General features: G+C 62.8%; 19 protein-coding genes. 10 read left to right on the top strand and 9 right to left on the bottom strand.

All coding sequences use genetic code 11. The features are described from left to right. The first annotated feature begins 51 nt into the window (after window positions 1-51). Window positions 52-1,152: a purine nucleoside permease gene (locus IWY39_RS22190; protein ID WP_107124541.1), complete on the top strand. Its 1,101-nt coding sequence runs from the start codon at window positions 52-54 to the stop codon at window positions 1,150-1,152. A gap of 208 nt (window positions 1,153-1,360) precedes the next feature. Here the strand turns inward: IWY39_RS22190 and IWY39_RS22195 are convergent, their stop codons facing one another. Continuing rightward, entirely contained in the window at window positions 1,361-2,875 is a 1,515-nt protein-coding gene (locus tag IWY39_RS22195) for an adenosine deaminase family protein (protein WP_107124686.1), read from the bottom strand. 218 nt (window positions 2,876-3,093) lie between these two features. Here IWY39_RS22195 and IWY39_RS22200 point away from each other — a divergent pair, with 218 nt between their 5' ends. Genes IWY39_RS22200 through IWY39_RS22220 form a run of 5 tightly spaced genes read left to right on the top strand, consistent with a single transcriptional unit; the run spans window position 3,094 to window position 9,535 of the window. Continuing rightward, window positions 3,094-5,616 (top strand): DUF1592 domain-containing protein, encoded by a 2,523-nt coding sequence (locus tag IWY39_RS22200; protein WP_107124542.1) that lies wholly within the window; start codon window positions 3,094-3,096, stop codon window positions 5,614-5,616. 10 nt (window positions 5,617-5,626) lie between these two features. Continuing rightward, window positions 5,627-6,967 (top strand): DUF1552 domain-containing protein, encoded by a 1,341-nt coding sequence (locus IWY39_RS22205; RefSeq protein WP_107124543.1) that lies wholly within the window; start codon window positions 5,627-5,629, stop codon window positions 6,965-6,967. Beyond that, entirely contained in the window at window positions 6,960-8,327 is a 1,368-nt protein-coding gene (locus IWY39_RS22210) for an ankyrin repeat domain-containing protein (protein ID WP_107124544.1), read from the top strand. Before IWY39_RS22205 ends, IWY39_RS22210 begins: the two co-directional genes overlap by 8 nt. A 27-nt stretch (window positions 8,328-8,354) precedes the next feature. Next, window positions 8,355-8,852, top strand: coding sequence for a c-type cytochrome (locus tag IWY39_RS22215; protein ID WP_107124545.1), 498 nt, complete (start codon window positions 8,355-8,357; stop codon window positions 8,850-8,852). A 53-nt stretch (window positions 8,853-8,905) separates the two neighbouring features. Next, window positions 8,906-9,535 carry a cytochrome b/b6 domain-containing protein gene (locus tag IWY39_RS22220; RefSeq protein WP_107124546.1) on the top strand — a complete coding sequence of 210 codons (630 nt, stop codon included), beginning with the start codon at window positions 8,906-8,908 and terminating at the stop codon, window positions 9,533-9,535. Between the two features lie 15 nt (window positions 9,536-9,550). On the opposite strand, the gene IWY39_RS22225 is transcribed toward IWY39_RS22220, so the two are convergent. Beyond that, window positions 9,551-10,015 (bottom strand): Lrp/AsnC family transcriptional regulator, encoded by a 465-nt coding sequence (locus IWY39_RS22225; RefSeq protein ID WP_017182403.1) that lies wholly within the window; start codon window positions 10,013-10,015, stop codon window positions 9,551-9,553. A 117-nt stretch (window positions 10,016-10,132) separates the two neighbouring features. Between IWY39_RS22225 and alr the strand changes: the two genes are divergently transcribed. From alr to IWY39_RS22245, 4 genes are all read left to right on the top strand, one after another. Next, entirely contained in the window at window positions 10,133-11,266 is a 1,134-nt protein-coding gene (alr, locus tag IWY39_RS22230; protein ID WP_107124547.1) for an alanine racemase, read from the top strand. Beyond that, the gene (locus tag IWY39_RS22235; RefSeq protein WP_107124548.1) at window positions 11,263-12,519 is read left to right on the top strand and encodes a D-amino acid dehydrogenase; all 1,257 of its coding nucleotides are present in this window, start codon (window positions 11,263-11,265) and stop codon (window positions 12,517-12,519) included. Before alr ends, IWY39_RS22235 begins: the two co-directional genes overlap by 4 nt. An 18-nt stretch (window positions 12,520-12,537) precedes the next feature. Further along, window positions 12,538-12,882, top strand: coding sequence for a RidA family protein (locus tag IWY39_RS22240; protein WP_107124549.1), 345 nt, complete (start codon window positions 12,538-12,540; stop codon window positions 12,880-12,882). Window positions 12,883-13,137: 255 nt separating this feature from the next. Beyond that, entirely contained in the window at window positions 13,138-13,413 is a 276-nt protein-coding gene (locus tag IWY39_RS22245) for an HU family DNA-binding protein (RefSeq protein ID WP_017182407.1), read from the top strand. 52 nt (window positions 13,414-13,465) lie between these two features. Here the strand turns inward: IWY39_RS22245 and IWY39_RS22250 are convergent, their stop codons facing one another. Genes IWY39_RS22250 through IWY39_RS22280 form a run of 7 tightly spaced genes read right to left on the bottom strand, consistent with a single transcriptional unit; the run spans window position 13,466 to window position 19,637 of the window. Further along, a complete protein-coding gene (locus tag IWY39_RS22250; protein WP_107124550.1) occupies window positions 13,466-14,407 on the bottom strand; it encodes a Pnap_2097 family protein in 942 nt (313 codons plus the stop codon). A 14-nt stretch (window positions 14,408-14,421) separates the two neighbouring features. After that, window positions 14,422-15,711: an MSMEG_0569 family flavin-dependent oxidoreductase gene (locus tag IWY39_RS22255; protein WP_107124551.1), complete on the bottom strand. Its 1,290-nt coding sequence runs from the start codon at window positions 15,709-15,711 to the stop codon at window positions 14,422-14,424. Window positions 15,712-15,749: 38 nt separating this feature from the next. Continuing rightward, on the bottom strand, window positions 15,750-16,037 hold the full coding sequence (locus IWY39_RS22260) for an MSMEG_0570 family nitrogen starvation response protein (protein ID WP_107124552.1): 288 nt from the start codon (window positions 16,035-16,037) through the stop codon (window positions 15,750-15,752). Continuing rightward, window positions 16,030-17,004, bottom strand: a complete 975-nt coding sequence (locus IWY39_RS22265; protein WP_107124553.1) for a sll0787 family AIR synthase-like protein — start codon at window positions 17,002-17,004, stop codon at window positions 16,030-16,032. Before IWY39_RS22265 ends, IWY39_RS22260 begins: the two co-directional genes overlap by 8 nt. Then, window positions 17,001-17,546, bottom strand: a complete 546-nt coding sequence (locus tag IWY39_RS22270) for an MSMEG_0567/Sll0786 family nitrogen starvation N-acetyltransferase (protein WP_229380615.1) — start codon at window positions 17,544-17,546, stop codon at window positions 17,001-17,003. The genes IWY39_RS22265 and IWY39_RS22270 overlap by 4 nt, the downstream gene beginning before the upstream one ends. Further along, the gene (locus IWY39_RS22275) at window positions 17,543-18,670 is read right to left on the bottom strand and encodes an MSMEG_0568 family radical SAM protein (protein ID WP_229380616.1); all 1,128 of its coding nucleotides are present in this window, start codon (window positions 18,668-18,670) and stop codon (window positions 17,543-17,545) included. The genes IWY39_RS22270 and IWY39_RS22275 overlap by 4 nt, the downstream gene beginning before the upstream one ends. Then, window positions 18,603-19,637, bottom strand: a complete 1,035-nt coding sequence (locus IWY39_RS22280) for a Nit6803 family nitrilase (protein WP_107124555.1) — start codon at window positions 19,635-19,637, stop codon at window positions 18,603-18,605. Before IWY39_RS22280 ends, IWY39_RS22275 begins: the two co-directional genes overlap by 68 nt. Between the last annotated feature and the right edge of the window lie 13 nt (window positions 19,638-19,650).

Consider the following 19,650-nt stretch of genomic DNA (forward strand, 5'->3'; position numbering starts at 1 on the left):
GCGTCGGACTGTCGGCGCCTTCCATAGCTGATTGGTTATAAGGGACGTTTCATGCGCCTTCTGTCTTATGTCGCGACACTGGCGAGTGCGACCCTGCTCATTGCCGCGCCCGTCTGGGCCAGCGCCGCGCTGCCTTCGGGCGTCGAGGACTGCCTGCCCGGCAAAGCCTGCGCCCATCCGCTGCCAGTCCGGGTCGTTATCGTGTCACTGTTTGAAATCGGCGAGGATAGCGGCGACAAGCCGGGCGAATTCCAGCTGTGGAAGGAACGGCGGCATCTCGATACCCGTATCCCTTTCCCCCAGTCCCATCATGACCTTTATTATAATCCCGATACCCAGATACTGGGCATGGTCACGGGCATGGGCAATATCAAGTCGGCGACTGCGACGATGGCGCTGGGCCTTGATCAGCGGTTCGACCTTTCCCACGCTTATTGGCTGGTCGCGGGCATTGCTGGCATCGATCCGCAAAATGCGTCCATAGGTTCTGCCGCCTGGGCGCGCTATCTGGTGGATGGCGACCTCGCCCATGAAATCGACGCGCGGGAAATTCCTGCCGACTGGAAAAGCGGCTATTTCCCGCTGCACAGCAAAGGCCCTAATGATCCCAGCCCGCCCGTGGGCCAGGGCGAGATATTCGAGATCAACCCGGCTCTGCGCGACTGGGCCTATGACCTGACCAAGGATTTGGCGCTGCCCGACGATCCTTCGATCCGCAAGGAACGGGCGCGCTTCACCGACCATCCCGTGGCGCAGCGCCCGCCCTTCGTGTTGAAGGGCGATCAACTGGCGGCCATGACATTCTGGCACGGCGCGCGGATGACCGACTGGGCCAATGACTGGGTGAAATATTGGACGCAGGGGAAGGGTGAATTCGTCACTTCCGCCATGGAGGAAACCGGCACCTATCAGTCGATCGTCTATCTCGACCGCATCGGCCGGGTGGACAAGCAGCGCTTCATGGTACTGCGCGCGGGCAGCAACTTCACCATGCCGCCGCCCGGCGACAGCGCCGCCCATTATCTGCTGACCGAAAATGAAGGCTATGCCGGCATGAACGCCGCGCTCGAAAGCCTCTATCTGGTGGGGTCCAAGGTGGTGGACGAGTTGATCGATCATTGGGATCGCTACGAAAAGACCGTCCCGCAATAGCATGGCGCTTTGCGTTATCTGCATCGCCAATCTCCTGGGCTGCATGGACGATCCCCGGTTGGGAGATTGTCGACGGAGCCGCATCACTGGCATCATGAGCGGCATATCGTCACCATTGGCGCGCTATTCCTGATCCTGCGCGGCTTCGCGCCAAAGATCGGCGCGCATGACCGCTGCCGCGCTGCTTGCTGTCACCCTGAACCCGAGACTAGCGCGGCATAGCTTCGAAGGCCTGGAGATCGCGCTCCAGTCGGGCTTGCGCCGCCGCTTTCACATTTTTCGCCAGCCATGCGGCGCATCCTGGCGCATCCATTGCCACGCACGCCGCAGCCCGCGCACCGCCCGGCCTGTCCTGCCACAGGCTGTCGCCCGGCAGGAAGCTGTAATGCAGCCCGTTGCGCACGATCTGCTTTAAATCCGCGTAGCGCAGCCCCTGTTCGGTGACGGCGCGCAGATATTCATTCGTCATGTCACTGCGCGACACGCCTTCATCGTCAGTCGACAGTACCACCGGCACGCCCGCTTCCCGGTATAGCGACAGCGGATGATCGCTGCCCTTCACGCCCAGGATAACCGCGTTGCTGGTCAGGTTGATCTCCACCGCTACCTGATCGCGCGCCATCTGCGCCAGCAGCGCGGGCGCGTCAGTCTCATAAGCGATGTCGATGCCGTGGCCGATCCGCCTGGCACCTGCGATTTGCACTGCATCGCGAATGTGGAAGCTCAGATCGCGCGAAGGAACCAGACCCAGTGTCAGTTCGCCCGCATGGAGCGACAATTGCACCTTGGGATGGCGCGCTTTGAGGAACGCGATCATCTGCATATGCAGCGCATAGTCGCGCACCGCGACCGGATCATGCTCCGGCGCGGCGATATTGACGCCGACAAAACGCGGATCGGCATCGGCCAGGGCAAAGCCGAAGGCGAGCTGTGCGAACACTTGCGCCGGTGGATTGGTGCGGATCGCCGTGTAGAGATAGCGCATCGCCACGTCGCAGGCAGGTTCGCGATCGGCCGTTCCGCATCCGTTGAACGTCGCACCCTGCGCATCATAGCCGTCATAATCGGCCCTCGCGCTGGCAACCGCATCCGGCAATAGCGGCGCAATCCTGGCGTAGAGCGCGGCAAGATCGCTGGCGTCGGCATCGGCCATCTTCATGCCCAGCAACCAGCCTGCGCGCGCACCGCTGCCGAGTTCAACATAGGAGACATGATCCGCCGCCGCCTGCCTGCGGGTCAGCGCCATCGCTTCGCCGACATGGCGACTATAGGCCGGGCCAAACGCATCGAAGGTCGCGAAGAAGCGGTCATAGCCCGACACTTCCGGGTCGCCCACACCCGCCTCGAAACCGCGGGTGGAAAAGGCGTCGATCGCGCGCGAATAATGGGGATAGGTGCGCTCCAGCCCGGCGGCCGGGATATGTTCCGGCGGCGTGCAGGGCGGTTCGACGATATGATGCGTGACGGTCGAGACACACAGGCCGTCCGCGGCTGCCCAACGTAGATAATCCTCCGCGAAATTGGCGCCGCCAGCATGGTTGTGCAGGTCGCCGCCCTTGGGCATGGCCTGAAGGAAGATGCGCAGGCGCGGACTGCTATGCACGATCCGATCCAGATAGGCTGCCGTGCGCGCCTCGTTGGACAAGATGGGGGCTGGGGTTCGCGCCACGACCGGCCCGGCGCTAACCATCAGCGCCATCAACAATGCAGCCACCCGCGTCATAGCAATCCCCTGTTTCGCGGCCTTTCTGGCGACGAGGCCCAGGATGTTCAATGACGATATTGCGGACATCCCGTTGCCAAAATCAGAGCGGCGTGCGGAGCGGGCAGCATGGCGGGGCCATCTCGCGGGGTGGCCTAATTTTGCGATTCATCCGTCCCGTTAACGGCAATGGACGCAACGCGGAATCCGCAATAGGCCCGCGCTCACACCCGATTTGCATGCAAACGGCGGACGATGGGCCGCCGATCGTCATGACAAGGGGAAAGGGGACGGCGCATGGCCGCCTGCGGGACATGGGATCATATGTGATGGGCCTGAACTGGCATCCGACCTTGCCCAGTTGCATTCTGGCGCTCAGCGCGCTGGTCGCCACGGCGTCGGTTCTGGCGCGGCCGGACGAAGCAGAGCAGCCGCTTGTCGCAGAAGCTCTCGCAACGCCCGAAGCGACCCCGGCCATTTTGGGTGACTATTGTTCGCGCTGCCATAATGACAATGACAAGGTCGCCAACCTGTCGCTCGATGATGTGCGCAATGGCGATCTTTTCCATGGCAGGAATATGGAAATCTGGGAAAAGGTGCTGCGTCGCACTCGCCAGGGCGAAATGCCGCCGCTCAACAAGCCGCAGCCAACAGCTGCCGCCCGGGCCGCTTTCGTCCAGTGGCTGGAGAGCGGACTGGACGCCTATGCCGCACAGCATCCCGATCCCGGCCGCGCGACGATCCGTCGCCTCAACCGGGTCGAATATGCCAATGCGGTGCGCGACCTTCTGGCACTCGACGTCGATGTCAGCCGGGAACTGCCGCAGGACAATTCGGGCTATGGCTTTGACAATATCGCCGATGTGCTGAGCGTCTCACCGACGTTGATGGACCGCTATATCGCCGTCGCTGGCAAAGTTGGCCGCATGGCGACGGGCCTGACGTCCCGGCGGGAATTCGTCACATCCTATGAAGTACCCAAGGATGGATCGGTCATGAATGGGGGCCGCCCTGCCTATAATGAGCGCGCCAGCGACGATCTGCCGCTCGGTTCGCGCGGGGGCGGGGCGTTTACCTATTATGCCCGCTATGATGCCACCTACGAGATTAGCGGCTGGCTGAATGCCAATACGAACAATGAAACCGACCGCCAGCCCGAGGATAAGGTCAGCATCCGTGTGCCGCTGAAATCCGGGGCGCATGTCATCGGCCTATCGTTCCGTCGCCAACTGGCGCCCGACGAGAGTGTCCAGACGCTACGCAATGATCTCGACAAGGTGCCGGTGCCGACCGCCGCGCCGGTGATGTTGCCAATGGATGTCTCGGTTGATGGCGTTCGGGTCAAAACCGTTGATGTGCCGTCCTATCGCATGTCACCGCGCTATTCGCAGCAGAATTTCCCGCGCGACGTCCTCCAGATCGACGTGGCCGGGCCATTTTCGCCAAAAGGTGTCGGCCGAACCCCCAGCCGCGACCGCATCTTCATCTGCAAGCCCCGGCGGGCCAGCGCTGAAGCCGCCTGCGCCCGGCAGATCGTCGGGGCGCTGGCCCGCCGTGCCTATCGTCGTCCGGTGAACGACAATGACCTGACGCCGCTGATACGGGTCTATGCGACCGAGCGCGCCCAGTCCGATTTCGAACACGGGATCGAGGCAGCCGTCGAAGCGATACTGGTCTCACCCCATTTCCTGTTTTTGGTCGAGCAGGATCCGGCAGGCAGCAAGCCGGGCGGCGTCCGGCCCCTCACTGATCTGGAACTCGCGTCCCGCCTGTCCTTCTTCCTTTGGAGCAGCATTCCCGACGATACGCTGCTGTCGCTGGCTGAAACGGGCCAGTTGCAGAAGCCCGGCGTCATGGATGCGCAGATCACGCGGATGCTAGCCGATCCGCGCGCGCAGGCGTTGACGACCAATTTCGCAGGCCAGTGGCTCTATTTGCGTAACCTGGACCAACAACGGCCCGATATCACCATATTCCCCAAATTCGACACGCGCCTGCGCCGTGCGATGGCGCAGGAAACGGAAATGTTCTTCACCTATGTGCTGCGCACCAACCGCAGCCTGCTGGATTTCATTGCGGCGGACTATACCTTCCTCAACCAGCGGCTGGCCGACCATTATGGCATTGGCGGGATCACCGGCACCGCCATGCGCCGCGTCAGTCTGGACCCGGCCTCCAATCGTGGCGGATTGCTGGGGCAGGCGAGCATTTTGACCGTCACTTCCTATGGCAATCACACATCGGTGGTGAAGCGGGGCAAATGGATTCTCGACAATCTACTTGCCGCCTCGCCGCCGCCGCCGCCGCCCGACGTGCCCGCATTGCAGGAAAAGCATGACGGTCGCTTGCTGACCGCGCGCGAGCAATTGGAACTGCATCGCAAAAGCCCGGCCTGCGCCGCCTGTCATGTGAAGATGGACCCGCTGGGCTTCAGTCTTGAAAATTTCGATGCGATCGGCGCCTTTCGCCAGAAAGATGCGGGCCAGCCCATCGACGTATCGGCGCGGATGCCCGATGGCACCCAATTTGCCGGCCTGTCCGGGTTAAAGCGCATCCTGCTCAGCCAAAAGGACGAATTCGCAAGCGCCTTTACCGAAAGGCTGCTGACCTATGCGCTGGCCCGCGGGGTGGATGCGCGCGACATGCCGGCCATCCGCACCATCACCCGCAGCGCCGCCGCAGATGGCTATCGCATCCAGACCGTCATCAAGGGGATCGTACACAGCGCCCCCTTCACCCTGCGGCGAACAACTGGTCAATGAGGGCAACGCGATGATCATCCTGCGCAAACCGCTTAGCCGCCGTACCCTGTTGCGTGGCGCTGGCACGGCCATGGCGCTGCCCTTTCTGGAGGCGATGATGCCCTCGGCCAAGGCGGCCGATGTCGCATCCCGGCCCAAAAGGCTCCAGATATTCTATTCACCCAATGGCATGATGATGGACCAGTTCATGCCATCATCGCAGGGGCCGGGCTTCATCCTGCCACCTACGCTGGAGCCGCTGGCGCCGCATCGCGCGCAGATCAGCGTCATCACCGGCCTTGGCCATCCCAGCGCGGCGGCGATGGGGGATCGTCCGGCGGGGCATGGCCGCTCTTGCCCCGCCTTCATCACCGGCGTCCATGTGAAACAGACCGAAGGTACCGACATACGCTGCGGCATTTCGGTCGATCAGGCCTATGCCGATCATCTGGGCGACGCGACCCAGCTGAGTTCGCTCGAACTGGGTATCGATCAGGCCAGCCTGCTGGGCAGTTGCGACATCGGCTATAGCTGCGCCTATACCAATGGCATCAGTTGGCGCAATCCTACCGTGCCGCTGCCCGTCACCGCCAATCCGCGCGACGTGTTCGAACGGCTGTTCGGCGATGGCGACGCGCTGGATGCCAAGAGTCGCCTGGCCCGGCTACGGCGACAATCGAGCATTCTGGATTTCGTGACGGACGATAGTGCGCGCCTGAGCGGCGCGCTGGGGATGGAGGATCGCCGGAAACTCGATGAATATCTGGAAGCGACCCGCGACATTGAACGGCGCATCCAGCGCGCGATCGCGTCGGGCGGTGGCGCGCAGAGTGCTGATCTGGAACGACCGGCGGGCATTCCCGACAGTTTCGATGCGCATGTCCGCCTGATGATCGACCTTCAGGTGCTGGCGATGCAGGCCGACATCAGCCGTATCGGCAGTTTCATGATCGGCCGGGAACTCAGCAACCGCACCTATCCGGAAATCGGCGTGCCGGATTCCCACCATATGCTCAGCCACCATGGCAATAGCCCGGAGAAAAAGGCGAAACTGGCCCGTATCAACCGGCATCATATGGAATATTTTGCTTATTATCTGGAACGGATGAAGGCGGTGAAGGACGGCGAAGGAGCGCTGCTGGACCGGACGCTGGTGCTGCGCGGGTCGGCCTTTGGCGATCCCAATGAACATGACCACATGGATCTGCCCATCATTGTCGCGGGCGGGCTGGTACCGGGCGACCGGCATGTTGTGGCGCCAAAAGGGACCACCATGTCCAATCTGCTGTTGAGCACGCTGCAGGTGCTGGATGTCCCCGCGACCCGCTTTGGCGACAGCGACGGCCCGTTCAAGGCGCTGGCCGATGCTTGATCGCGCGCGCATGGGCGTCGTCCTGCTGGCGCTGATGGCCGGATGCGGCATCGCGCAGGCCCGCGCGCCACAAAGGGATGATGGGCTGGCGCGCGCGATCGTGGCAAATGACGTGGCGGCCGTTCAGGCGGCACTGGCCGACAGAGCCGATCCGAACCAGAAGCTGGCCTTCGGCGCGACGCCGCTAGGCTGGGCAGTCAACACCCAAAATCCCGCGATTGTCGCCGCGCTGCTGGCTGGCGGCGCGACCGTCGATACCGCCGATCAGGATGGCGTGACGCCGTTGGCGCTCGCCTGCGAACTGGGCGATCCGGCCATATTGGCGCAGTTGCTGGATGCCCGCGCCGATGTGCGCGGCGCACGGGCCGGTGGCACAAGCGCGCTTGCCATCTGCGCCCGCTACGGTCCCGCAGAAGCCGTCGAACGCATGCTCTCCCTCGGCGCGGCCCCGGACAGTGTCGACAGCCGTGGCCAGACGCCCCTTATGTGGGCCGCTGCGGCAGGCCGGACTGAGGCGATGGCCCTGTTGCTGAAGGCTGGCGCAACCCCCAATCGCGTGTCGAAGGGTGGCTTCACGCCCCTGTTCTTCGCGATCAAGAGCGGCGTAGTCCCCGCTACGCAGATCATGCTGGCAGCCGGTGCCGACAGCGCCCATCGCGGCCCGGAAAATAGTAGTGCAGTCCAGCTTGCGCTGTACCAGAAAAATTACGGGGCCGCCGCCCTGCTGGTGCCGCATGGCGCGGACATAGTGGAGCGGGATCGGACCGGTGAGCAGTTGCTTCATGGTGCAGCGGCGGGAGGCGATACCGAACTCATCCGATTGCTGCTGGCCAAGGGCGCTGATCCCAATGGCCTGACCGGACCGTCGCGGATCACCTGGGTGACCGAAGCCAATTTCGGCGTTCCCCCGCCGCCGGTACCACCCACGCCCCCGTTGCTGATTGCTGCCGCCAATGGCCGCAAGGATGCCATGATGCTGTTGCTGGCCGCAGGGGCCGATCCGCGCTTCGTCACGGCGGACGGGACCAACGTCGTGCTGGCAGCGGCGCGTGGGGGCAGCGCGGCGACGCTCGACTATGCCCTGTCTCTTGCGCCGGCCGTCGATATAGCGGGGAAAGATGGCATGACCGCGCTCCACCTGCTGATCGCGGGGGTCGTCCAGCCAGAGCTGAAAGCCATGCTGCACATTCTGGCTGCTCGCGGTGCACGCACCGACATTCCCAGCAAATATGGCAAGACCGCCGCGCAAATGGCGGACGGTGGCCTTACCGAAGTGAAGCAGATTTTTCGCGCGGTCTTTCCTGACAAGATGTCGGTGAAGATGGCGGGTGCCGCGCCGCAGACCGTTCCTGACCATTGACAGCCAAACCGCAAGGTAGAACATCGCATGACCATATCGCCGTCTTTCCGTCTCCCGACGCTCGCGTTGCTTGGGCTTCCGCTCATCATCCTGCCCATGCTGGCGCAACCGCTGACAGCCGCGCCTGCCGCAGCGCCTGCGCCCAAGGCGGCTATCGCTGCGCGCCAGGCAGGCTACAAGAAGATGGGCGCGGCGATGAAGGCCCTGAACGATCAGCTCAAGAGCGGCGCGCCGGTAAAAGCCACGATGGTTGCCGCTGCCCAGACGATCGCCGCCACAGCGCGGGAACAATCCCGGCTATTCCCGGCAGGCAGCGGCCCGACGGCGGGCGTTTCCACCGACGCCTTGCCCAACATCTGGACCGATCGCGCGACCTTTGATGGGCAGATGGCCAAGCTGATTGCTGAATCGGGCAAGCTGGTCGGCGTCGTCAATGGCGGCAATGTCGATGCGATCCGCGCACAGGCCAAGGCGACCGGCGGTACCTGCGCCGGCTGTCATCGCCAGTTCCGCGCGGACAATTGAGCGACTGCGCCGTGTCGACTGACGCGCCATCCCGGCGTTCGCTTGTTTGGGATATGTATATCCGGCTGTTCCACTGGTTGCTCGTCGCCCTTTTGGCCTTTTCCTGGTGGAGCGGCGAACAGCATGAAATGGAATGGCACCGCCTGTCGGGCTATGCCATCCTGTTCCTGCTGATTTTTCGTATCTATTGGGGGTTTGTGGGCAGCAGCACAGCCCGCTTCGGCCAATTCGTGCGCAGTCCCCGCTCGGCCTTCACCTATCTCCAAACGCTCCGGACACGGCCCTATCGTGCCACGGCGGGTCATAATCCGGTCGGTGGCTGGAGCGTCCTGCTGATGATCGTCAGCCTGATCGCCATGGTGACGGCTGGCTTGTTCGCGGTGGATGTCGATGGCCTCGAATCAGGGCCACTCGCCGACTATGTCAGCTTCGATCAGGGGCGCCTGGCCGCTGATCTGCATGGATTGTTGTTCAACCTGCTGCTCACGCTCGTTGCGCTGCACATTGCCGCCATCCTCTATTATCTGCTGCGCCTGCGCCATAATCTGATCGGCCCGATGATCCATGGCCGCAGCACCATATATATGGAAGGCGCGGCCGATCTGCCCGTCGGATCACCGTGGAAAGCGCTTGTCGGCCTGCTCATTGCCGCTGCCTGCACCTGGGCCATCGGTTTTCGCTAAGCGGCCCGGCATCGCCTAACCCTTGCTGCGGCGCGGGCGCAGCGCGTCGCGCATGGCGATGCTGGAATTGATCCGGGTCACGCCGGGCATCCGCGACAATATCTCGCTATGGATGCGCTCATAGGCATCCACGCTGTCCGCTTCGACACGCAGCCAATAATCGACAGCACCGGTCATCAGAAAGCATTCGCGGATTTCCGGACATTGGCGCACCGCATGTTCGAAGCGGGCAAGATGATCCTCTGTCTGTCGATCGAGCGTCACCTGGACCAGCACGTTGACCAGACTGTTGTCGTCCCGTCCGCCTGCGACTACGGTATAGCCGCGAATATAGCCCTGCGCTTCCAGCTGCCGGATGCGCCGATGGCAAGCCGACGGGGAAAGACCGACCTCCGCCGCAATTTCCGCATTGGATCGCCGCGCGTTCAGTTTGAGCAAGCGCAGAATCGCGCGATCCACATTATCGAAGGACATGGCCATATGTGCAAATCCATTGAAACATTGTGCGATATAGGCGCTAAATATCGAATAATCATCTGCTGATTGCGTAGATATTCGAACAAACGTGATTTATTGTACTTCGACGTAGGAAGGGGAATGGTCTTGCAGCATGGAACGGCGGGACGCTTGTGCATCGACCTTGGTGCGCTGGTGGCCAATTATAAGCTGATCGCGCAGCATGTCGCGCCCGCTACCGTTGCTGGAGTGGTCAAGGCCGACGCCTATGGGCTGGGCGCCGTTCCGGTATCCGCTGCCCTGTACGCCGCAGGCTGCCGACATTTCTTCGTCGCTCATTTATGCGAAGCGGCGATCCTGAAACCACATCTGCCGATCGATACCATCCTCTACATCCTCAATGGGCTGCCGCCCGGCGCGGAAGGGGATTGCGTTGCGGTCGGCGCGGTGCCCGTCCTCAATTCTCTGGAACAGATTGAGAGCCGGGCGGCCTTGGCCCGCACTATGGGCCGCCCCCTGCCCGGCGTGATTCAGGTCGACAGCGGCATGGGTCGCCTCGGCCTGACCCCGGATGAGCTGGCGATCCTGCGGATATCGCCGGAGCGACTGGATGGTATCGACCTGCGCCTTGTCATGACGCATCTGGCCTGCGCCGATGATCCCGACGACGGGTTCAACGAGCGGCAGCGTACCGCTTTCGATGCCATCGCCCGCCAGTTCCCCGGCGTCCCGCGCTCGATCGACAATTCGGGCGGCGCAATGACGCCGGGCGTGGGACATGGCGACATCGTCCGCGCAGGGATCGCCCTTTATGGTGGTGCCCCCCATGGCCAGCCCAATCCCATGCGGCCGGTCATTGCGCTGGACGCCTATATCGTTCAGCTGCGCACCCTCGAAGGAGGGGCAGGGGTCGGTTATGGTCTGACCCACCGGTTCGATCGTCCTGCGCGCGTTGCGACTATCTCAGTGGGCTATGCCGATGGCTGGCCGCGTCATCTCAGCAATCGGGGTAGCGCCTGGATTGGCGGCGTGCGCGTGCCCATCGTCGGGCGGGTGTCGATGGACAGTATGGCGCTCGATGTCACGGACGTGCCAGACGCCTTGCTCCATGCCGGAGCGCCGGTCGAACTGATCGGCCCGCATCAGACCATCGACGATATCGCGGCGCAGGCCGACACGATCAGCTACGAAATATTGACCCGGCTGGGCCAGCGCTATGCGCGGACCTATCTGCCCGCGCCGGTCGCTAATCCAGACAGGAGTATCATGGCATGAAGGTCGTTATCCTGGGTGGCGGGGTCATCGGCGTCACCTCCGCCTGGTATCTCTCGCAGGCAGGGCATGAAGTCGTAGTGATCGATCGCCAGAGCAGCGTGGCGCAGGAAACCAGCTTCGCCAATGCGGGCGAAATCTCGCCTGGCTACGCATCCCCCTGGGCAGCGCCTGGCATCCCCGCCAAGGCGCTGCGCTGGCTGTTCATGCAGCACGCGCCGCTGATCCTGCGCCCCAATGTGGACCTGGCCATGCTGCGCTGGATGATCGCGATGCTGGGCAATTGCAATGCCGCCGACTATCGCATCAACAAGGGGCGGATGGTGCGGCTGGCCGAATATAGCCGCGATCAGCTGATTGCCCTGCGCGCCGCCACCGGCATCAGCTATGACGAGCGCCGTCAGGGCACGCTGCAACTTTTTCGCGAACAAAAGCAACTCGACGGCATCGCCAAGGATATTGAGGTGCTGCGCGCCGACAACGTGCCTTTCGAGGTGCTGGACCGCGCCGGCTGTATCGCCGCAGAACCTGGCCTTGCCGCCAGCGCGTCCTCCATCGCGGGCGGCCTGCGCCTGCCCAATGACGAGACGGGCGACTGCTTCAAATTCACCAATGCCCTCGCAGACATGGCGCGGGCGCGCGGCGTCCAGTTCCTGATGGGCCGCACCATCAAGGGGCTGGCCCGCGCAGCCGGGCGGATCACCCATGTCGTGACCGACGAAGGCGACGTCACCGGCGACGCGTATCTCGTCGCCATGGGCAGCTTCTCGCCCTTGCTCCTTGCCCCGCTCGGCATGCGGCTTCCGGTCTATCCGGTGAAGGGCTATTCCATCACCGTGCCGATCGTGCGGCCCGATGCCGCGCCGGTCTCGACCCTGCTCGATGAAAGCTACAAGGTTGCGATCACCCGACTGGGCGACCGTATCCGCGTGGGCGGCATGGCCGAATTGTCGGGCTACACCAATGATCTGCCGCAGGCGCGCCGCGATACGCTCGACCATAGCGTCGGCACGCTGTTCCCCGGCGCGGGCGACCTCAGCCAGGCGACATTCTGGAGCGGGCTGCGACCGATGACGCCTGATTCCACCCCGGTGATCGGCGCAACGTCAATCGACAATCTCTTCCTCAACACGGGCCATGGCACGCTTGGCTGGACCATGGCCTGCGGGTCAGGACAGGTCATCGCCGACCTGATCGGTGGCCAGACTCCTGCCATCGAAACCGCCGATCTGGCTCTGGCGCGTTATCGCCGCTGATTTTCAAGGAGAAGCCTCATGACCATCACCCGCATCGAAACCGGCCCGCGCATGAGCGAGGCTGTCATCCATGGCGATACCGTTTATCTGGCCGGCCAGGTCGGCGAAGGCGACAGCGTGACCGCCCAGGCCCAATCTGCGCTGGCGGAAATTGAACGTCTGCTGGCGCTGGCGGGCAGTAGCAAGGCGCATATCCTGCGCGCTACGATCTGGCTCGCCGACATGGCTGATTTTGCCGAAATGAATGCGGTGTGGGACGCCTGGATCGCAGACGTTGCAGCGCCCACGCGCGCGACCGGCGAAGCAAAACTGGCGACGCCCGATTACAAGGTCGAAGTAATCATTACCGCCGCGCGCGCCTGAAGCCGACGCAGGAGATAGGCCGGGGGCCATGGCAAAGCCCCCGACATGCCTGTCAGTCCAGAGTCGATGACGAATGCGCGAAACCACGCGGTCCATGTCCCCTGGCCCGCCCGAAACCTGCGCAAAGGGGCGCAACGGCATGAAAATCGGCCAAAACTGCCCGCAAAGCCCAAGTTTGCGCAACGTGGCATATGGACCAGCGCCTCAGCCTTGGTTATGCGGGCATGGCAATAACTCCCATACGGAAGGCATTTTATGAACAATAGCGATCTGGCCGACGGCATTGCCGCGGCGAACGGCATCACCAAGGCGGATGCTCGCAAGATTGTCGACGGTGTTTTCGCCGCCATCGCCGATGCCGCTGCCAAGGGTGAAGAAGTGTCGCTCAATGGCTTTGGCAAGTTCAAGGTGAAGGATTCGCCGGCGCGCGAAGGCCGCAACCCCTCGACCGGCGCGACCATTCAGATCGCTGCGTCGAAGAAGCTCGGCTTTACCCCGGCCAAAGCGGTCAAGGACAAGCTCAACGGCTAATTGGCCGAACCGGCGTCGCTCGCAGGAGCGACGCCGGTTATGCATAACCTAGTCAGAGTTGGCCGCACGGCTTTTGCGGCCAGTTGCTCTGCTCCCTTGACGCGCTATCATTTGCTCCAGCAGGTTCGCGTCGGGTGAAAGCGATCGCGATCAGCCTGTCGTCGCTTTCGCGGCGGAGTTCGACCCAATGGTCGCGCTCGGCGGCGCCATGATTGCGCATCCCGCACAGCGTCAGTGCGATCCTGTCCCCCAGCTCTGCGTTGCCGAGATAGTAGATCCGCCGGTTCCGTGTGACAGGCAATGCCGCCGGCTCGCGGAACCAGGCCCATTCCGCCCGATCGAGCATGGCCTGGAACGCGGAAAAATAGAGAAAATCCGCGCCGTTAAAATCCTCGTGCGGGTTGGGATCGATCAGGAACCGAGCGAGGCATTGCCGGTCCTGCCGGGCGAAGCCCAGTATGTCGTCCCAATGCTCTGCGCGGAACGGGGCTGTTCGCAACCGGGGCGATGGCAACAAGCGACATGGCCTTGCAACGCCACCGCGCGTTGCGGAATTATTTACGCCATCAACCGCACGGTGCACGAAAGCGGACTCCATCGTGACCTGCGCCAGCACAGCCGTATCGGCAGTCACGTCTATTTTGCTGCGGAATCGCGTATGTCCGATCCGTTCCAAGATAAGCGCAAAGTCAATCGAGGCATTCTCGCCGATCGCGCCCAAACCTGTGCCGGAAACATCCAGCGCTATAGCCATGAATGCGGGGTAGAGGCGTTGATGGTCCACGCCGCGGAAGTCTGGCTTATCAAGACCGTGCGCGGCCGCCAGCGCAAGCCAATGACGATGACCGCAGGCCTTCAGAAGCCAATTTTCCGAAAGCCCGGCCCGGCATAATTGCGGCATACCGACAAAGACCGGCTGAAGCGACCGCCATTCGATGGCATGCTCGGTCGCATTCACGTCCGGGCAAATTCTGGACAAGGCTGTTTGCGCCATGAACGTCGCTCCGTTCAGACCAACACCGGCTCTGGGGCGACGGGTTGCAGCGTCTCGGCAATGTGGCTCACGATATGCGCGGCATCACGGGCAACGCCGGCAAATCGACCCGATCCCCATGTGTAGAGCCATGGCAGGCCAATGAAATACAGGCCGTCATGCTTGGCAATACCTCGATCATGCCCCGGATAGCCCCTACCGTCGAAGACGGGCGCATCAACGAAACTGAAATCCATGCGGAAGCCGGTGCACCAGATGATACTGCCAACCTGCTCGGCCGTCAGGTCGAGAGTTTCCGGATCGCTTTCCGGTGCCCAGCAGGGCACGTAGGGCGCCTCTTCGGGCGCATCGATGCCTGCACGCTCAATATAGTCGTCGATGGTCTTGCGGATGCGTAGATAGGTGGCATCGGCGGCATCCAGATGCTTGGTCAGATCCTGACGGAAGCGGATTATGTTTCTATCCACGCCGTCGAGCATGCCATATAGTTTCATGCCGCGTAGCGCGAATGCGCGCAGGTCGATTTCGCGCCCGCCGTCGCGACCAGTAAGATAGTGGTTCTCGTTCTGGCGCACTCTCTCACTCGATGGGTGCTCGTCGATCGGCATATCGTAATGGCCCATTTCCTCGAGCCAGTCGGTCGAATCGCGGCCGCGATAGCGTCGGGGCGCTCGTGGCGCATCGCCGACGGCCAGATGAACCTTGCGCCCGGCAAGCATCAGATCCTCGGCAATCTGGCAGCCGGACTGGCCCGAACCCACCACCAGCACCGACCCTTCCGGCAGGTCGTCAGGATTGCGATATTCAAGCGAGTGAAACTGCGGAACTTGCGCAGGAATGGCCGCCCCAACCCGGGGTACGATGGGTGTGTGATAACCGCTGATCGCCACGATGACTTTGTCGGCGCTGTAGATGCCATCGGTCGTCTCGACCAGGAAGGCGCCATCAACGCCTGGTTTGACGCGGGTGACAGCCACACCCTCGCGGATTGGCGGGTTTACCAGTCCGGCATATGCCTCAAGGAAACTGATAATCTCGTCCTTCAGCATGAAGCCTTCTGCATCGGTGCCGCCATATTCACCGGAATAGCTGAAACCCGGCAGGCGGCATTGGCGGTTGGGGGTAACCAGGCAGAAGCTGTCCCAGCGTTCCGACCGCCAGGAATGCCCGATGCGATGCTTTTCGACGATGAGATGCTCGATTTTCTGCGCCTTGAGCAGATAGCTGAGGGAAAGCCCGGCCTGCCCGCCTCCGATGATGATGACGGGAATGTGCGAAGGGGTGGTCTCGACGGGGTTGGGCATGGTCGATCTCCGAATTGGGATGTCGGTTCAGGAACGGGTCACGGGATGAAAGCGAGGACGTGGACGTGCGGATCGGGCCAGTCGGCAAAGTGGACAGCCTTTGCCTTGATTGCAGCCAACTGGACCTGCGCCTGGGCACAGCCCATCCCGAACCGGGCCCTCACCCGGTCATTGGCGGCCTCCAGCGCGGCCTGGGACAACTCGGCAAAGACGGCGACCGGATAGGCTTCGTCCACACTCAAATGCTCGCGGACGATGGTTGACGGGGAAAAGCAATTTTCGACTTCTCCATCGGGCCAGCGGACCCGAAACAGCATTTCAGGCATGTCGTTTCTCCAGAATCGGGTGACAGCCAATCAGCCGCTCTGAGGCTGACCAAACCCTGGCGCTGTTTCCTCCCAACCTGATGGTGACATCGGTCTGGGCGGTCACTGTTCCGACGGCCTCACAGGCGATATTGGCTTGGGCAAACCGGGCGATCACGGCTTTGGCATGACGTGGCGGGGCGGTGAGGACGAAGCCGAAACTGGGAAAGGCGCTCAGCCAGCGTTCCCAGTTGATACCGGCCGGGCGGGGGACAGCATCGAGAGCGATATCCAGACCCACACGCGAACTTTCGGCAAGCATGATCGCAGTGCCGATCGGCCCCGCCATGCTGATGTCCTTGGCCGCAGAAATGCGGCCCTGCTCGGCCAGTTCGGGCATGATCGTCAACAAGCTGCGCAGATGTGCGTCCGTCGCATCGGTGCTTGCGTCCCACCAGGGGAATGGATCGCGGAACTTGCCATCCAGATCGATGGCCATCAGCAGCGTATCGCCTGGGCGCGCATCGAAGCTGGTAACGACGCAGCCGGCCCTGCCTAGAATGGCGACGGCGAGTTGCCCTCCGGACGATCTGAGATTGGAATGGCCGCCGACGATTGGTACCCCATAGCGTCGCGCCGCTTCGCGCATGCCGTTCAGCATTGGTGCTGCGCCCGCCATGCCATCCGCCCAGAAGGCATTGACGACAGCAATCGGACGGCCACCCATGGCGAGAATGTCGCTGACATTCACCATCACGCCACAATAGCCCGCAAACCACGGATCGGCAGCGATGAAGTCTTCGACGAAGCCTTCGATTGCAAGCAGCACGTGCCCGTCGCCATCGGCTATGGCCGCGGCATCGTCGCCAACCGGCACGGCATCGGCACTGCTGAGGCCGAGCAAATCCACGACCGACGCAATGTCGGCCTTGTGAGCAAGGCCTCTGCTGGCGCGGACCAGCGCAGCTATTGCTGCCACATCTGTCATGCCGCGCGACGCACTTCGGCACGCAGACCCGCAACCCCATCGGCAAGCGGAGGATAGTGAGCCAGGTCCGCCTGCATCAGGACATGGGGGCTGCCATGCAGATCCAGTGAGTCGATGCCCCGCCACTTCATGCGACGGAACAGCAGTTCGTTGCGCGCCTGCACATGCGCTAGGAACCGGTGACATCCGCGCGCATGCGCCGTACACACTGCAAGACGGATCAAGGCTGGTCCGATGGTCCCTATCGTCCTGTGCGATGCGGCTACCGCCAGACGCGAACCGCGCCAAACGCCTGCTTCGCTTGAATGGATGCGAACAGTGCCGATGACTTCGTCCGGCTGGCCGCCGATCATCGAGAGCGCAACGATGGGGATAGCAGTAGCATCAATCTCGTCACGGTCATGATGCGCGAACAGTCCCTGCTCGACGCAGAACACAGCGTGGCGCAGCGTAGCTGCCCCCGCCAGTTCCCAGTCCTGCGTGGCAAAGCGCACGATGTAGTCGGCGGAGCGGTAGGGCGGGGGTGGTGCCAGGTCTATCACGCCACCTGAACGTCCGGCTGGTGGAACTTTTCGAACGTCGACAGCGCCGAGCATGCACCGCACCGGGCACAGCCCGCCTTGACCTTCTCGGCCGTCATGCCGGCGTCGGCGAGCATTTGCGCAAGGGGTCGCAGCACAGAGGACATGAATTCCGGGGACGGCGATGGATGGCTTTCCAGCGGCGTTCCGGAGATCGGTACGAATGGCACGATGAACGGGTAGACCCCTATCGCAACCAGATCCTGCGCCATGGAGAGCAAGGCTTCGCGCGTGTCGCCGAGGCCGGCGAGGATGTAGGTGGACACCTGTCCCCGTCCGAACACCGGCACAGCGGCACGGAACGCCTCCATGTATCGATCGACCGGCACGCTTGCCTTGCCGGGCATGATCCTGGCTCGCAGCGCGGGCGTGACCACTTCCAGATGCATGCCGAGCGTGTCGATCCCGGATTCGCGCATCGTTGCGAACCAGCCGTCATGATCCGGCGGTTCGCATTGACCCTGAATCGGAAGATCGACAGCAGCGCGGATGGCGCGTGCGCTTTCGACCAGCACCCCGGCGCCCCGGTCCGGCGTGGCCGGCGTGCCGGTCGTCATCACCATGTGCCGTACGCCGTCGAGTTCGACCGCAGCCTTCGCCACTTCGGCAAGCTGCGCGGGAGTTTTGTGCGCGATCGTCCGGCCCGCCGCGAGAGACTGGCCGATTGCGCAGAACTGACAGGTCTTGGTTCGGCTCTGATAGCGGATGCAGGTTTGAAGCACAGTCGTGGCCAGCACGTCGCGCCCATGCAATGTGGCAATCTGCGAATAGGGCACGCCATCGGCGGTCTTGAGCGAATAGAAGCGTGGCTGGGGCGGAAAGGCGATGGCGCCGATGGGGCTGCCGTCGCAACTCAGCATGGCATTGCCCTGCGCATCCGGACGGCTCGCCTGGAACGGACTGTCGAATGCGTCGGCAGTATGTACGGGCACCATGACCGTCACGCCGTCAATGGTGATGGCCTTGTGGTCTGAAGGGCCTGCTCCGCCCCGGCGGCTGGCTGCGCCGGCCCGCGGATCAACCAGCCGGATGCCTGAAGACTGCAACTGTGCAATCATCGTGGCGGTCGTCGGCTTGGCCATCATAATTCTCCGTGATCGGATTGGAGGATGCGCGGTGCAGCGCGGGGGCAGGGCGATTGTCTAGGTGGAGGCGCAGTAATTCGGGGCGGGCATAGTGCCCGACCGAATCCATCATTCGCTTGCGCTTCATGACCAGCGACAGGTCGCAGTCGGCGATGAGCAGGCCTTCGCCATCGGTCATGGGTGGCACCACATGCTGGCCTTCCGGCGAGACAATTGCGGTGTTGCAGCCGCCAGCCAGCACCTTGTGATGCGTGCCGGTCGGGTCGATCGCGGCGCGTTGCTCGTCGGTGAGCCAGCCCGTGGCATTGACCACGAAACAGGCACTTTCGGCGGCATGATGACGGATCGCCGCCTCTATCTGGTCATGGAAGATCGGGCCGACCAGAGAACCGGGAAACTGGCTGGCATGAATCTGCTCGCCATCTGCCATCAGCGCATAGCGAGCGAGCGGGTTATAATGCTCCCAACATGCCAGCGCGCCGACCCGGCCTACGGCGGTGTCAACCGCACGCAGGCCGGAACCGTCGCCTTGCCCCCAGACCATGCGCTCATGGTAAGTTGGCGTGATCTTGCGCCGTTTCAGCGCAAGCGTGCCATCGGCATCGAAAACGAGCTGGCTGTTGTAGAGCGATCCGCTATCCCTCTCGTTGACGCCGACCACCAGCACCATGGCATGACGGCGGGCGGCGGCAGAGAGCGCCTGAGTGACCGGTCCCGGAACGACTACGGCCTGATCATAAAGTTCAAGATGCTTGGCGCCCATCCGGTAGGGCGGGTCGATGAAGGAGAAATAGGGATAATAGGGCAGGAAGGTCTCGGGAAAGACCATGAACTGCACATCCTTGCCTGCGCCTTCGGCAATGGCGTTCACAACCCGCTCAAGCGTTCCGCCCGGACGGTCCAGCACCGGAGCGATCTGTACCGCTGCGGCGCGGATGATCCGCCTGTCAAAGCCATCATGCTCCATCGACCCGGCCTCC

Origin of the sequence: Sphingobium sp. JAI105, from assembly GCF_015752145.1 — a bacterium.
Taxonomy (GTDB): domain Bacteria; phylum Pseudomonadota; class Alphaproteobacteria; order Sphingomonadales; family Sphingomonadaceae; genus Sphingobium; species Sphingobium xenophagum.